This is a genomic window from Sphingomonas sp. GW821-FHT03E12, assembly GCF_059420685.1.
Genome location: NZ_JBWKUF010000003.1, coordinates 516401 through 529988, shown reverse-complemented (window position 1 = coordinate 529988; position 13588 = coordinate 516401). Strand labels below are relative to the sequence as shown.

At 65.4% G+C, this 13588-nt stretch carries 14 protein-coding genes; 5 read left to right on the top strand and 9 right to left on the bottom strand.

Annotated elements, in window-relative coordinates:
* Positions 1–4: 4 nt before the first annotated feature.
* Complete coding sequence (locus tag AC07TU_RS12240) at positions 5–1663, bottom strand: thiamine pyrophosphate-binding protein (protein ID WP_495188175.1); 1659 nt, start codon at positions 1661–1663, stop codon at positions 5–7.
* Positions 1664–1762: 99 nt separating this feature from the next.
* Between AC07TU_RS12240 and AC07TU_RS12235 the strand changes: the two genes are divergently transcribed.
* A complete protein-coding gene (locus tag AC07TU_RS12235; protein WP_495188174.1) occupies positions 1763–2158 on the top strand; it encodes a GFA family protein in 396 nt (131 codons plus the stop codon).
* Here AC07TU_RS12235 and AC07TU_RS12230 read toward each other — a convergent pair.
* Genes AC07TU_RS12230 through rimO form a run of 3 tightly spaced genes read right to left on the bottom strand, consistent with a single transcriptional unit; the run spans position 2155 to position 5810 of the window.
* Positions 2155–3543 (bottom strand): leucyl aminopeptidase family protein, encoded by a 1389-nt coding sequence (locus tag AC07TU_RS12230; RefSeq protein WP_495188173.1) that lies wholly within the window; start codon positions 3541–3543, stop codon positions 2155–2157. The genes AC07TU_RS12235 and AC07TU_RS12230 overlap by 4 nt on opposite strands.
* A 39-nt stretch (positions 3544–3582) precedes the next feature.
* A complete protein-coding gene (locus AC07TU_RS12225) occupies positions 3583–4482 on the bottom strand; it encodes a hypothetical protein (protein WP_495188172.1) in 900 nt (299 codons plus the stop codon).
* Positions 4482–5810 carry a 30S ribosomal protein S12 methylthiotransferase RimO gene (gene rimO, locus AC07TU_RS12220; protein ID WP_495188171.1) on the bottom strand — a complete coding sequence of 443 codons (1329 nt, stop codon included), beginning with the start codon at positions 5808–5810 and terminating at the stop codon, positions 4482–4484. The genes AC07TU_RS12225 and rimO overlap by 1 nt, the downstream gene beginning before the upstream one ends.
* A 251-nt stretch (positions 5811–6061) precedes the next feature.
* Between rimO and AC07TU_RS12215 the strand changes: the two genes are divergently transcribed.
* Both AC07TU_RS12215 and AC07TU_RS12210 read left to right on the top strand, forming a co-directional pair.
* Positions 6062–7333: a sulfotransferase domain-containing protein gene (locus AC07TU_RS12215; protein WP_495188170.1), complete on the top strand. Its 1272-nt coding sequence runs from the start codon at positions 6062–6064 to the stop codon at positions 7331–7333.
* Positions 7334–7351: 18 nt separating this feature from the next.
* Positions 7352–8725 carry a lipopolysaccharide biosynthesis protein gene (locus tag AC07TU_RS12210; RefSeq protein ID WP_495188169.1) on the top strand — a complete coding sequence of 458 codons (1374 nt, stop codon included), beginning with the start codon at positions 7352–7354 and terminating at the stop codon, positions 8723–8725.
* Here the strand turns inward: AC07TU_RS12210 and AC07TU_RS12205 are convergent.
* Genes AC07TU_RS12205 through AC07TU_RS12195 form a run of 3 tightly spaced genes read right to left on the bottom strand, consistent with a single transcriptional unit; the run spans position 8677 to position 10484 of the window.
* On the bottom strand, positions 8677–9180 hold the full coding sequence (locus AC07TU_RS12205) for a nuclear transport factor 2 family protein (RefSeq protein WP_495188168.1): 504 nt from the start codon (positions 9178–9180) through the stop codon (positions 8677–8679). The two genes, AC07TU_RS12210 and AC07TU_RS12205, sit on opposite strands and share 49 nt — an antisense overlap.
* A gap of 55 nt (positions 9181–9235) precedes the next feature.
* Entirely contained in the window at positions 9236–10042 is an 807-nt protein-coding gene (locus AC07TU_RS12200) for an SDR family oxidoreductase (protein WP_495188167.1), read from the bottom strand.
* A gap of 37 nt (positions 10043–10079) precedes the next feature.
* Positions 10080–10484 (bottom strand): GlcG/HbpS family heme-binding protein, encoded by a 405-nt coding sequence (locus AC07TU_RS12195; protein WP_495188166.1) that lies wholly within the window; start codon positions 10482–10484, stop codon positions 10080–10082.
* Between the two features lie 117 nt (positions 10485–10601).
* Here AC07TU_RS12195 and AC07TU_RS12190 point away from each other — a divergent pair, with 117 nt between their 5' ends.
* A complete protein-coding gene (locus tag AC07TU_RS12190; RefSeq protein WP_495188165.1) occupies positions 10602–11492 on the top strand; it encodes a LysR family transcriptional regulator in 891 nt (296 codons plus the stop codon).
* Between the two features lie 17 nt (positions 11493–11509).
* Here the strand turns inward: AC07TU_RS12190 and AC07TU_RS12185 are convergent, their stop codons facing one another.
* The gene (locus tag AC07TU_RS12185) at positions 11510–12736 is read right to left on the bottom strand and encodes an NAD(P)/FAD-dependent oxidoreductase (protein WP_495188164.1); all 1227 of its coding nucleotides are present in this window, start codon (positions 12734–12736) and stop codon (positions 11510–11512) included.
* Between the two features lie 55 nt (positions 12737–12791).
* Positions 12792–13052, bottom strand: a complete 261-nt coding sequence (locus AC07TU_RS12180; RefSeq protein ID WP_495188163.1) for a hypothetical protein — start codon at positions 13050–13052, stop codon at positions 12792–12794.
* A gap of 125 nt (positions 13053–13177) precedes the next feature.
* Here AC07TU_RS12180 and AC07TU_RS12175 point away from each other — a divergent pair, with 125 nt between their 5' ends.
* Positions 13178–13582 (top strand): DUF1761 domain-containing protein, encoded by a 405-nt coding sequence (locus AC07TU_RS12175; RefSeq protein WP_495188162.1) that lies wholly within the window; start codon positions 13178–13180, stop codon positions 13580–13582.
* The last annotated feature ends 6 nt before the right edge of the window (positions 13583–13588 follow it).

Sequence of the window (13588 nt, the reverse complement as noted above, 5' to 3'; positions counted from 1 at the left end):
CCCCTTATCCCCGGATCGCGGTGATCGTGGTGCCGGGGGTGATGAACTCCACATCGGTCTTGAGGTGCAGCAGGCGGACTCCCGTCTGTGCGAGCGCGCGGTCGAGCGCGGGGGCGAAGTCCTCCGTGCGCAGAACGGTCTCGGCCCAGCCGCCATAGGCGCGGGCGAGCGCGGCGAAATCCGGATTGTGCAGCGTGGTGCCGGACAGGCGGGCAGGGAACTCGCGCTCCTGATGCATGCGGATCGTGCCATAGGCGCCGTTGTCGATCACCAGCACGAGCATGTTGGCATCATGCTGGATCGCGGTGGCGAGTTCCTGGCCGTTCATCATGAAATCGCCATCGCCGGCGAGCGCGACTGCCAGCCTGTCCTTGCGGCGCAACGCGGCTGCGACCGCTGCCGGGGTGCCGTAACCCATCGCACCGGAGGTGGGGGCGAGCTGGGTGGGCTGGGCGCCATAATGCCAGTAGCGGTGCCACCAGCCCGAGAAATTGCCTGCGCCGTTGCAGATGATCGCATCGTCCGGTCCCAGCCGCTCGCGCATCGCGGCAACGCACTGGCCGAGGTCGAGGGTGACGCCCTCGCGCGGCTTGGGCGTCGACCAGTCGAGCCACTCCGCATGGGCTTCGGCAGCGCCGGTGAAGGGCGTGTCGAGCGGCTTCAGGCTGGAGAGCATGTCGGCGAAGATTCCGACGTCGCAGCACACCGCCATATCGGCGTGATAGACGCGGTTGAGCTCCTCCGGGTCGGGGTGGACATGGATCAGCGTCTGGCCGGGATGGTCAGGTGTGACGAGCGTGTAACCGTCGGTGGTCGCCTCACCGAGCCGAGCGCCGACGACGAGCAGCAGATCGGCGTCGCGGATGCGCTGGGTGAGCTTGGGATTGGGACCATAACCGAGATTACCGGCCCAGGCGGGAGAGGTATTCGCGATCGCGTCCTGACGACGGAAGGCGCCTGCCACGGGAATTCCCCAACGCTCGGCGAAGGCCGCGAAATGGAGGCCGGTCGAAACGTCCCATCCGGCGCCGCCGACGATCGCCAACGGGCGTTTTGCGCTGCGGATGCGCTCGATGATCTGGTGTGCCGCTTCTTCATTGACGTCGGGCATCAGCGGGTAGGAGATCGAGACCGGCCGATCCACCGCCTCGACCTCGTCAAGCAGCATGTCCTCAGGCAGCGCGATCACCACCGGACCGGGGCGGCCGCTGATCGCGACGTTCCAGGCGCGGGCGACATATTCGGGGATACGGCGCGCATCCTCGATCCGCGTCGCCCATTTGGCGAGCGGGGCGAACATCGCGGGGAAGTCGACCTCCTGAAAACCTTCGCGGTCGCGCATCGAACGGTCGACGTCGCCGATGAACAACAGCATCGGCTGCGAATCCTGCATCGCGACATGGACGCCGATGCTGGCGTTGGTCGCGCCGGGACCGCGGGTGACGAAGCACACGCCGGGCTTGCCCGTCATCGTGCCGTCGGCGCAGGCCATGAAGGCGGCGCCACCCTCTTGCCGGCAGGTGACGAGATCGATCTCGGGTACGTCGTGCAGCGCGTCTAGCACCGCAAGGAAGCTTTCGCCGGGAACATGGAAAATACGATCGCAGCCCTGGGCCACGAGGTTGTCGACCAGGATGCGGCCACCGTTACGAAGCGTCGTCATGCCGCCTTTCTGGCGTCCCGTGGCGGCGAAGTCGAGCCGGGTAATGGCGTGGAATCGCGATATTGCTTAGGGTTGGGCACAACAATGGGAGCGTGAGTGATGCGGGTGGCAAGCTGTGGGTGCGGTGCGGTGAAGGCAGTATGCTCCGGGGAGCCTGTGCGGATTTCGGTCTGCCACTGTCTGGCATGCCAGCAGCGCAGCGGCAGCGCGTTCGCCGCGCAGGTGCGCTTTGCCGCCGCCGACGTCGTCACCTCGGGCGAGACCGCGATGTGGCAGCGGACCGGAGACGAAGGCGGCGTCGGCAGCTTTCACTTCTGCAAACGCTGCGGATCGACGGTCTGGTATCATTTCGATGGCCAGCCTGATGTGATCGCGGTCGCTCTTGGTGCGTTCGCGGATCCGCGCGCGTTCAGCGCCCCCTTCTATTCGGTCTACGAAGAGCGCAAGTTCGACTGGGTTACGGTCGATGCGCCCGGGATGGAGCATTTCGACTAGGCTGCGTAGCGCGCCTTGAGCATCGCCCAGACTGCACGGAGGCTCATCGCGTCGCCGCCTTTGGGCCGGCCGGGCTTGGGCACAGGACGCCACGCGAACAGGTCGAAATGCGCCCAGGCGATTTCCTTGGGCACGAAACGGCGAAGGAACAGCGCGGCCGTGATCGGTCCGGCAAAGGGGCCTTCGGGGGCGTTGATCATGTCGGCGATGTCGGACTTGAGCATCTCGTCATAGCCGTCCCACAAAGGGAGCCGCCACAGCGGATCCTTCTGCGCGATACCGTGGTCGAGCAGATCATCGGCCAGCGCGTCGGTGTTGGCGAACAGGGCGGGAAGGTCCGGGCCCAGCGCGACGCGGGCTGCGCCAGTGAGGGTGGCGAAGTCGAGGATCATTTCGGGCTTCGATTCGACTGCCTTGGCCAGCGCATCGCCGAGGATCAGGCGACCCTCGGCGTCGGTATTGGTGTTCTCGACCGTCAGGCCCTTGCGGGTCTTGAGCACGTCGCCGGGGCGGAAGGCATTGCCCGCGACAGCATTCTCGACCGCGGGAACGAGCATGTGGAGGCGTACGGGCAGGCGCTGGGCCATGATGACACCGGCCAGCGCCAGTGCGTGGGCGGCTCCGCCCATATCCTTCTTCATCAGCCGCATGCCGGCGGACGGCTTGATATCGAGCCCGCCGGTGTCGAAGCAAACGCCCTTGCCGACCAGTGCGATGCGAGGATGCTTGGGATCACCCCATTCGAGCTCGATCAGCCGCGGCTCGCGGCCGCGTGCGGCGGCCATGCCGACGGCATGGATCATCGGATAGCCCTGCTCGAGGGCATCGCCGCGGGTGACGGTGAGCGTTGCCTTGTGCGCCTTGGCGAGCGCGGCGGCTTCGGCCTCCAGTTCGGCGGGGCCAAGATCGGCAGCGGCGGTGTTGACCAGGTCGCGCACCTTGAAGGTCGCGGCGGCCAGACGAAGGGTCTCCTCGATCCGGCCCGGCTCCCCGGTCAGCAGGGTGCGGGGACCGGTCGGGTTTTCGTCCTTGCGGTAACGGTCGAAGCGATACTGGGCGAGCACCCAGCCGAGCATCGCGGCCCCCGGCTCGCCGGAAGCGAGACGGTAGGTGCCCTCAGGCAGTTGCTCGCCGAGCGATGCGATGCGGTAGGGCGAAGTCTCCGCCTCGTCGCACACCAGCAGCATCGACCAGTCGTCATCCTTGTCGCCAGGCAACACGGCGCGGTTGCCCGCCTTGCCTGCCAGCTTGTTCGCGGTGATCGCGGTGCGGACGCGTGGCGGCTGACCCTTGAGCCATTCCGTCCATTTGTCGGGGTGGACGACGTGGATGGTGCGTGCGGGCTGGCCGCGATCGGGCTGAAGCAGCGGGGACAGGTCGGTCATTGCGATGATCTAAGCATTCCGGAGCTTGGCCGCCAAGCGCTATCGGCGAAGACAGAGGGTGAGCGCGCGATCGACCATAGCGGTGAGGCGGTTGCGGCTCTCCGCCAGCGCTGCAGGGTCGAGGCCGCGTTCCCGTGTCTCGAAGTTCACATAGTCGAGGCCGCGCAGCAGGGCGTAGTTGGACAATGATCCATCGGTCACGCCGACCCGCTCGAACACGACGTTGAAATCGGCCTTGTCGAGCGTCCGGCCACACCATGCAGTCGCCGGCGATGTGCCGCTGCGCCAGGGGACATAGGCGAGCGTATCGTCATCGTCGAAGGGCCAGTCGCGGCTCCGCGACGGGGATGGCTGCATCACATCATCGCAGAAGCGGATCGAGACTTCGCCCCGGCCGGGGCGGTCGGATTGGTTGCAGCTCGATGCCGAGGTGTCGAAGCCGGGCGAATTGGTGTGGAGCGCGATGATCGGACGGGCACCGCCGCGATAGTCGGCGAGGACGGTATTGGCGTAGCGCGGATAACCGTCGCGGAAATTGCGGTTAGGATCGATCGGGCGACCGCGGTCGACCGCGCCGTTGCGGCGCTTGCCGTCCTCGACGATCCCCGAGTCGATCGCGATCACCACGCCGCCATGTTTGCGAACCCCGGCCAGCGCTGCCTCGAACCCGGCATTCTCGTTATCGTGGGGCACGAACCATAAAGGGCCGCGCGGCTTCTTCGCATTGGCGATGCGGTACAGGCGCCAGGCACCGCGTTCCTCGCGGAACTCGATCTGGGTGACCGCCAAGCCGCGCCATTCCGCCAGGTCGCGGTGGCGGGCGAAATCATCGTCGGCGATGGTCAGCGGATCGACCGGGGTGCGGCGAACCTCGTCGTCCTGCCGCGTGCCGCTCAACGCCAGCCACAGGGCGGCGGCGAGAGCGGCGCGGGCAGGCATCAGGCCAGCGGTACGCCGTACAGATCGTGCTCGTCGGCGTCCTCGATCTCGACCTTGACGATATCGCCCTGCTTCAGATGGCCGGCATCGCGAAGGAAAACGGTGCCGTCGATCTCGGGCGCGTCGGCCTGGCTGCGGGCGTTCGCGCCCTCATCCTCGACCTCGTCGACGATCACCTCAAGCGTCCGGCCGATCTTGGCCTGGAGCTTGGCGGCGCTGATCGCGGCGGTCTTTTCCATGATCCGGGCGTAGCGCTCTTCCTTGACCTCTTCCGGCACCGCGCCGGGCAGATCGTTGGCGGCCGCACCCTCGACGGGCTCGAAGCGGAACGCGCCGACGCGATCGAGCTGCGCCTCGTCGAGCCAGTCGAGCAGATACTGGAAATCATCCTCGGTCTCGCCGGGGAAGCCGACGACGAAGGTCGAACGGATCGTGATGTCGGGCGCGATGCTGCGCCAGTTCTTGAGCCGCTCCAGCACCTTCGCTTCGTTGGCCGGGCGCTTCATCGTGCGCAGCACCGTGGGGCTGGCATGCTGGAACGGGATGTCGAGATAAGGGAGGATCAGCCCCTCGGCCATCAGCGGGATGACCTGATCGACATGGGGGTAGGGGTAGACATAGTGGAGGCGCACCCACGGCGCGATCTTGCCCAGCTCGCGGGCAAGGTCGGTCATGTGGGGGACGATCTCCTCACCCTTCCACATCCGCGGTTCCTTGCGGATGTCGACGCCATAGGCCGAAGTGTCCTGGCTGATGACCAGCAACTCCTTCGTGCCCGCCTCGACCAGCTTTTCCGCTTCGCGCAAAATCGCGTCGGGGCGGCGGCTGACGAGATCGCCGCGCAGCGCGGGGATGATGCAGAAGGCGCAGCGGTGGTTGCAGCCCTCCGAGATCTTCAGATAGCTGTAGTGGCGCGGGGTCAGCTTGAGGCCGCTGTCGGGCACCAGGTTGAGGAAGGCGTTGGGCGGCATCGGCGCCGCGTCGTGCACCGCGCCGACGACTTCCTCATATTGATGCGCGCCGGTGACGGCGAGGACGTTGGGGAAACGGGCGCGGATGACCTCCGCCTCCTTGCCCATGCAACCGGTGACGATGACGCGGCCATTCTCGGCAATCGCCTCACCGATCGCCTCCAGCGACTCTTCCTTGGCGCTGTCGAGGAAGCCGCACGTGTTGACCAGCACCACGTCGGCGCCGGCATAGTCGGCCGACATGGCATAGCCGTCGGAACGGAGCTTGGTCAGGATACGCTCGGAGTCGACCAGATTCTTGGGACAGCCGAGCGACACCATGCCCACCTTGGGGGCTTCAGGAAGTCGCGTTGCCATGATCGGCGGCGCACATAGAGATTTTTGCGGAAAAAGATAGAGGGCGGGCAGCGGGCCGGGGACGGTGTAGTGTCCCGCCGGGGAGTATGAGGCAGATGAAAGCCGGGATTGAAGAGAGGCGCTCCCTCTGTCCTGCGCCGGTTTCGGCCTTGCCGTTCGGATTGAACAGGGTCTGACCCTTTGAAGTAATCCCGATAGTTATTTTTCAGCGCCTTGCACACGTCCTACCGTATTCGGGGAGGTTCGGTGCCATGATTCGGCGAATATCAAAATACACCGCCCGGTATGTTTCCAATGCAGCGGGAATGTCGCGGGTCAGGCGCGACGGCGTAACCCTGCTTGCCTCTTACCCCAAATGCGGAAGAACCTGGTACCGGTTCATTCTTGCGTTCTACATCAACGGTTTGCGGCAGAATGAGAGTGTGGATCTGACAACCATGTTCGGGCTGGTTCCGAACTACGATCTCGATCCTGTTCGTGGCGTTCCTGCATTCTATCGCCGGGAAGCCGATGCGCGGCTTCCGCTCGTCGCGGCGACGCATTTGATGCCGCATCGGCTTGCAGCGGACGGCTGCCCCATATTGTTCATGGTCAGAGATCCGCGCGACGTCGTCGTGTCCTCCTATTTTCACCTGAAATATCACAAGCAAAGCTATGGTGGCGGGATTGCGGAGTTTCTGCCGGACGATCGCCACGGCTTGCCGGCCTTCATCCGATATCTGAACGAGTGGGGGACGGCGATCCGGTGGCATCCCCACCGCGTGATCGCCTATGAGCGGCTGACCGAAGCACCGGTGGAAGAGACGATCGCGACGCTCCGGTTCCTCAACCTTCCTGTGGATCGTGCGCTGGTGGAACGTGCCGTCGAAGCGGCGAGCTTCGAAAGGCTTCGGCGCATGGAGCAGGTGCAGGGCGTGCCCGGCCGCGAGTATGACCGGTCCAATGCCGATGCGTCGAGAATGCGGCGCGGGAAGGTCGGCGGGTTCCGGGACTATCTGGATGCCGAGTCCATCGCGTGGATCGATGACTACTGCGCCCGGCAGCTCAACCAGAATGCGCGCCGTCTGCTTGCGGGAGACGCGCTGCATCTGGCTGCAGCGCGACCGGCGCGATCCGCGCAGCATGCCAACGTTCCGCTCGTGCAGAACATGGGTGAATCAAGCCGTTCTCGTTTCCGGCAACTGGCCGCCGAGGCGCTGATCAGTTTCGGGCTGGTCGCGGCGCTCATTGCTCCGGGGATCTTGCTGATCGAGTGCTGGGAATGGGTAACCGGCGGGGAGTGGCCCGGCTGGTCGGTCGAGGACGGCCTGGGCCTGTTCGGGGTCGATCGCGGTGAGGGGGCGGAGAATCCAGGGCAGCGGCTGACCGACGTGCTGCTGGCGCTCCCGCTCACCTTCACCTTGTTCGTTACGGGAGTATTGGCGTTTCTCAGCGGGCTGCGCATCGGCAACTGGGCGCCGGTCCGTATTTCGAGACCACCCCAACGCGAACTGGCCAAACCCGAGCTGGATGACCAGTCGTGACGGGCGGCCCGGTGTCCGATGCAGGCTGAGCCGGACTCCGCAGGTTCGCGCTTCCGCAAGATCGCGCATCTTCTGACCGGCGGTATGGCAGGTGCGGTCATCGCCATTCCGACGCTTGTGCTTACCGCGCGGGCGCTGGGTGGCGAGAGCTACGGAACGCTCGCGATGATCGTCTCGTACATCGCATTCATCAAACGATTTGCCGACTTCCAGATCTGGCAGCCGATCATCCGCTACGGTGCCGCGCTCCACCCGGAAACCGATCGAAGCAGCTATCTGGCGCTGCTCAAATACGGCCTCGCCGTCGATCTTGCGGCGTCACTGACCGGATGGCTCATCGGTTTGTGCGGAGCGATTGTCGCGCTGGAGCTGTTCGGCCTGGATAGCCGAGCCTTTCAGGGGATGCTCATCTACGCCAGCGTCCTGCTGTTCAACATCAACGGAATGCCGATCGCCGTCATGCGGTTGAGCGGGCGCATCGGTGCTCTGGCCTACAGCCAGCTGGCCGTCGGAGCGATCAAGCTCGCACTTTGCGCGATCGCCTTTGTGGCGCAGGCGGGGCTGCTGGCCTTTCTGGCGATCTGGGCGCTTACCGAAGTCATCGGGGTGCTGCTGATGCTGGGGCTGGCCTGTCGCGAGCTGGGCCGTCGCGATCTGTACCGGCTGGATCAGGGGAGGTTGCGCGATGCCAGCGCATTGTTTCCCGGAATTGTCGGCTTCAGTTTCAGCGCCAACCTCTCGTCCAGCCTGTGGGCCAGTATCCAGCAGCTTGATACCCTGCTCGTCGGCTATTTCGTGGACACGGCATCGGCTGGGCTCTATTTTTTCGCGAAGCGGATTGCCCGTCTTGCCCAGCAACTTGCCCAGCATGTTCAAACCGTCGTCTATCCGGATCTGGCCCGGCTATGGGCAAGTGCGGATCGCCGCGCGTTTCAGCGGGTGATCCTCCAGACGGAAGCGCTGCTGGCGACGTGCGGCATCCTGATGATCCTGGGCACTTTCGCGCTTGCGAGCGAGGCCATCGCCCTGCTGGCGGGCGAAGGATTTCGGCTGGCCGGCACCTACCTGACCGTTCAGATGGTCGCAGTGACGTTCATCCTGTGCGGCTCCGTCCTGCGATCGGGCCTGCTTGCAATGGGCCGCGCCGACATCGTCCTGATCGCGGCGATGACGGCCAGTGGTGTGTTCTATCTGGTCGCAGCGACGCTGCTTCCACTGGCGGGGGTCGTCGGCGCCAATGTCGCCCATATTGCCGCAAGCCTGATCTGGCTGACGATCCAGGCGGTGATGGTGTTCCGGCTACGCCGCAGGCACCATCAGGCGGATGAGGCACTAGGAGACAGTCAGGGCGCGACGCGCGACCAGAGATCGTTGAAGGCGATCGAGTCGTAGAAGGCGTTGGCTTCGACCACGCGGCCGTCCCTCATGCGGAAGAACCAGGCGTAGGTGTTCACGTACGGCTTGCCGTCGCGAGCCTCGCCCCTGGCGTCGAAGAAGATGACGACGCGGTCGGCTTCGGCGGTGATGCTGCGCACCATAGGCTTGATGCCGGCGACCATGCGCGCATTGAACGGCCGGATCACCTCGGCCATGAACGCCGCCTTGCTCGGGTAGCGGCGCGAGGCGGCGGAATTGCCCTCGATCGTCCAGCTCGCTTCGTCCGCGAGCAGGTCGAACGGACTGCCGGTGCCCGCGGCCCAGGCATCGAACTTGGCCGCGACCGCGGCCTCGTTGGCTTCGGCGCTCTGCGCCTGTGCCTGCGGGGCAAAAGCGAGGATGCCAAGGCCCGCAGCGGCGAAGGCGAGTCCGGTGCGGGCAGCGAAACGGGTCCAGAATGTGTCGGTCATCGGTCTTCTCCCGAAGGAAGGGGGAGCGGCGGGTTCGCCGCCGCTCCATGAGGGTTCAGATTTCGGCTTCCCAGGCGGCGGCCTGCGCTTCCTTGAGCATGTCCTCGACCGCCTTGGGGCTGACGTTGCGGACCTTGCCGGTATCGGCGGGGACGATGGCGATCATGCGATCGATCATCTCCTGCGCATCCATATGGCCCATCGGCGAAGCGAGCAGCGCATCGAAGGTGGCGCGCAGTTCGGCCGGCTTGGTGAAGTTCTTCTCGGCATCGAGCCAGCGGAAGGCGGTGTCGGCCATCGTCTCGTTGAAGCCGGTATAATAGGCGCCGGGGTTGATCGTCTGGACCTTGATCCCGAACGGCGCGACTTCCTGGGCGATCGCCTCCGCGATCGATTCCAGCGCATGCTTGGTCGAGACATAGGTGCCCCAGCCCGCCGGCGTGAACAGCCCGCCCATCGAGGAGGTGAAGACGATCTTCGCTTGCTTGCCCTGGTCGATCCACTTGCGGATGAAGGCCTGGGTCAGCTCGAGCGGCTTGAACACGTTGACCTCATAGTTCCTGCGGACGAGGTCGAGCGGGATCTCGCTCACCGGGCCGCTCTCGCCATAGCCTGCGTTGTTCCAGAGCACGTCGACATCGAGTTTCGCGATGAATGCCATGTCATAGGGGTCGGTCAGGTCGAGCTTCTCGACGCGGAGATTGTCGAGGCCGAGCGCGGCGGCCTTCTCACGCAGCGCGGCGACCTGGGGCGAGATCTGTGCGGTGGCGATGATATTGTGGCCGGCCTGGGCCATGCCGATTGCCGCAGCCTCGGCAAAGCCCGAGCCGGCACCGGTGATGAGGATGGTCTTGGTGGTCATGATAGGTCTCCTTGGGTTTGAGTGGTCGCGGGGTTGGTCAGAGGTGAAGCGCGGCGACCGCGGCTTCGGCGATTTCGAGATCCTGCGATGGCGCGCCGCCCGACACGCCGATGGCGCCGAGGAAGCTGCCGTCGGCGGCGATCAGCGGCAGGCCGCCGGGGAAGGGCATCAGCCCGCCATTGCTCGCCTGAAGGTTCGGGGCGGGCGCGCCGGGCTGGCAATAGTCCCAGACGGATGAGCTGCTGATCCGGAACAAGGCCGAGGTGCGCGCCTTGCCCAGCGCGACGTCGATGCTGCCGAGCACCGCGCCGTCCATGCGGAGGAAAGCCTTGAGATGCGCGGCATCGTCGAGCAGCGCGATGTTGACCGGAACGCCGAGCGTCTCGGCATGGGCGGTGGCGGCGGCGAGAAGCTTCGCGGCCTGGGTCTGGGTGAGGGTCATTGTCGGTCTCCCTGGTTCGCTCCCGGCCGGCGCCGGTTGACGAAAAGGGATTTGCGTCATTTCGATTGAGTCGATTAGACGATGAGTTTTCCGAACAATGCTGAGTGAAAATCAGTAATGCGTGCGACCGATCTTTCCGAACTGGCGGCCTTCGACGCGGTCGCGCGGCACCGCAGCTTCCGCAAGGCGAGCGAGGAGCGCGGGGTCACCGCCTCGGCGATCAGCCATGCGGTGAGCAATCTGGAGGCGCGCGTCGGCATCCGGCTGCTCAACCGCACGACGCGCAGCGTGTCGCTGACCGATGCCGGGGCGATGCTGCAGGCGCAGCTTTCGCCTGCGTTCGGCGAGATCGGGTCGGCGCTCGATGCGCTCAACCAGTATCGCGACACGCCGTTCGGCAAGGTGCGGATCAACGCCCCCAATTCGATCGCGCCGTTCGTGCTGGGGCCGGTGATCGGTCCGCTGATCGAGCAGAACCCCAATCTGCAGCTCGAGATCGTCGCGACCGACCGGCTGGTCGATATCGTCGAGGAAGGGTTCGACGCCGGGATCCGGCTGGGCGAGAGCCTGCGCGACGGAATGACCGCGGTGCGGATCAACCCGCGGCTGCGCTTCGCAGTGGTGGGATCGCCTGCCTATTTCGAGCGGCACCCGATCCCGCGCGAGCCGGGGGAGCTGAGCGCGCACCGCTGTATCCGCAACCTGTTCGCCAGCGGCATTGCCTATCCCTGGTCGTTCGCGCGGGACGGACAGGAGATCGACGTCGAACCCTCGGGCCCGCTCGCGCTGCACGATCACGAGCTGATGATCGAGGCGGCGCTGGCAGGGGTTGCTCTCGCCTATGTCATGGAGGAGCGGGCGCGGGCCCATATCGAGAGCGGACGGCTGATCGCGTGCCTGGACGAATGGATCGTCCCGGAGGACTGGCTGTACCTCTATTATCCGACACGGAAGTATTTGTCGGCCGGACTGCGGGCGGTGATCGAGGCGCTGCGCGCCGGGCGGTGAGCCGCTATCTCTTTTGCTTAGCCGAACCGATAGGGATCGAAGCATTCCGCATCGGGGTCGATCTCGCCGGAGAAGCTTCGCTCAAGCAATTGTGCAGCGAGCGCGGCGAATGCGATGCCATTCCCGCCATAGCCTGCGGACAGCCAGATATTGGGCATTGATGACGCCGGGCCGATCGCGGGCAAGCCGTCGGGCGAAGCACCGAAGGTAGCGCCCCATGCTCGGTCGATTGCGATCCTCTTGCCACCGAGCAACTGCTCCAGCTTGGCCGCGATCCGGCCGGCGCTGGCTTCGATCCGGGCGTCGCGCGTTGCCTCGTCCGGCGTTTCGATGTCTTCGCCACCTGCAATGATGCGGCCCTCGGCATTGGTGCGGATGTAAAGATAGGGATCGGCCGCTTCCCAGATCATCGCATTCTCACGCCAGAGCGGCGCCATGCCTGGCGGGGTTGCGATCGCGAAGGTCGAGAGCAGGGAAAATGCCGGCGGCAGGAACAGCCGGGCACGTTCATAGCCGGTCGCGAGCACCACCTTTGCCGCAAGACAGCGATGCCCGGTCGCACATTCCAGTTCCACGCCGTCCGCGACCGGGTGCAACGCAATGACGTCGACCGGGTAGGTGAGGGTAGCGCCGCGTTCGACCGCACGCCGCAGCATCGCGTGGCAAAGGGCGACGGGATCGATCTCGTACCCGCCATCGGACAGGATCGCAGCACGCGGGGCGATTCCGAACCGGCGGGCGGTTTCCGCTCCGTCGAGAAAGACGGACGGCAGGCCGTGACGCTGATGGAGCGCCGCTTCCTGGGCCAACCAGGTTTCGTTCAGGACGTTGCCCGCGAGATAGAGGGTCGGCCGCTCCACGCGCTCGCCGCAATCCCCGAGCGCGTCGATCCGCGCCGCGAGCTCGCGCACCGCCGCGAAGACCCGCGCCCAGCGCCGCGCCGCCTGTGCTTCACCGAGCTTTGCACCAAGATGCATGAGCGGTATGTCCATTGCCCACATGACCTCGGCGGTGGAGGCTGCGGTGCTGCCGCAGCCGGGCGGGCGACGATCAAACAGGCCGACGGTGCGTACGCCGTCCGCCAGCCTTTCGGCGAGGATGGCACCCATGATTCCGCAACCCAGAATTGCGACATCGACGCGCCTCGGAAGCGAGGCGGTGGCGGCCGGAAGGCTCCAGCCGCCCTGATCCCAGGGCACGGCGCCAGTCCGCAGATTTCGGGATTCGCTGAGCGGCAGCTTCATTCAGGGAAACGGGCAAACCCCACCCCGGCGATTGCCGGGGCGGGCTGCTCGACGGTCAGTTGCCGGAACCGGGTTCGCCGGTCTTGGGCGTCTTGCCCTCCTCGATCCGGCCTTCGTTGCGCAGATCGCGCCCCTCCTGGGCCTTCTTCTTGCTTTCCGGGGAGTCGCCATGCTCGAACGCCTCCTCCTTCACATAGCCGGCGGCTTCCTTGATTTTTCCTTCGATGCCCATGACTTGTTCCTTTCTGCCACAGCAGATCGTGACCTGGACAGAGCGTCTGGCGATCGCGTTCAGTTCCGGATGGTCGCGGGACAAACAGGGTTTTCTGTGCCCGTTCGCCCCGGCTGCCTACCGCTTCGGCGCGGGGCGCGGGCTGCCGCACAGTTGCCAGCCGAATCGAAGTGCGATACTCTGCTACAAGTGTAGCAGGGGAGGGTTGCATGGGAACGGAGATTCACTGGCTTGCGGTGCTGGTCGCCGCGATCGCGGGCTTTGCAGTCGGCGCGCTTTGGTATGGTCCGGTGTTCGGCAAGGCGTGGATGGCCGAGCGCGGCGTGACGCCGGAGGACGCCGCCAACGCGAACATGCCGATGATCTTCGGCACGGCATTCGTGCTCAACCTGATCGCGTCGTTCGTGCTCGATCATGTGTTGGGCACCTATGGCACGCCCGATCTGGGGCTGAGCGTGATGATCGCGGGCGGGATCGCCTTGGGCTTCATCGCGACCTCGTTCGGTGTGAACTATCTGTTCTCGCGCCTGTCGATGCGGTTGTTTCTGATCGATGCCGGATACTGGCTGGTGGTCTATTGCGTGATGGGCGTGGTGTTTCAGCTGCTGCGCTGACGCGCC

Excerpts from the sequence above, each read along its gene's own strand:
- AC07TU_RS12190 (WP_495188165.1), top strand. The coding sequence starts at position 10,602 with ATGCGTGCGACCGATCTTTCCGAACTGGCGGCCTTCGACGCGGTCGCG.
- AC07TU_RS12205 (WP_495188168.1), bottom strand. The coding sequence starts at position 9,180 with ATGACCGACACATTCTGGACCCGTTTCGCTGCCCGCACCGGACTCGCC.
- AC07TU_RS12235 (WP_495188174.1), top strand. The coding sequence starts at position 1,763 with ATGCGGGTGGCAAGCTGTGGGTGCGGTGCGGTGAAGGCAGTATGCTCC.
- AC07TU_RS12230 (WP_495188173.1), bottom strand. The coding sequence starts at position 3,543 with ATGACCGACCTGTCCCCGCTGCTTCAGCCCGATCGCGGCCAGCCCGCA.
- AC07TU_RS12215 (WP_495188170.1), top strand. The coding sequence starts at position 6,062 with ATGATTCGGCGAATATCAAAATACACCGCCCGGTATGTTTCCAATGCA.
- AC07TU_RS12225 (WP_495188172.1), bottom strand. The coding sequence starts at position 4,482 with ATGCCTGCCCGCGCCGCTCTCGCCGCCGCCCTGTGGCTGGCGTTGAGC.
- AC07TU_RS12185 (WP_495188164.1), bottom strand. The coding sequence starts at position 12,736 with ATGAAGCTGCCGCTCAGCGAATCCCGAAATCTGCGGACTGGCGCCGTG.
- AC07TU_RS12210 (WP_495188169.1), top strand. The coding sequence starts at position 7,352 with ATGCAGGCTGAGCCGGACTCCGCAGGTTCGCGCTTCCGCAAGATCGCG.
- AC07TU_RS12240 (WP_495188175.1), bottom strand. The coding sequence starts at position 1,663 with ATGACGACGCTTCGTAACGGTGGCCGCATCCTGGTCGACAACCTCGTG.
- rimO (WP_495188171.1), bottom strand. The coding sequence starts at position 5,810 with ATGGCAACGCGACTTCCTGAAGCCCCCAAGGTGGGCATGGTGTCGCTC.
- AC07TU_RS12200 (WP_495188167.1), bottom strand. The coding sequence starts at position 10,042 with ATGACCACCAAGACCATCCTCATCACCGGTGCCGGCTCGGGCTTTGCC.
- AC07TU_RS12175 (WP_495188162.1), top strand. The coding sequence starts at position 13,178 with ATGGGAACGGAGATTCACTGGCTTGCGGTGCTGGTCGCCGCGATCGCG.
- AC07TU_RS12195 (WP_495188166.1), bottom strand. The coding sequence starts at position 10,484 with ATGACCCTCACCCAGACCCAGGCCGCGAAGCTTCTCGCCGCCGCCACC.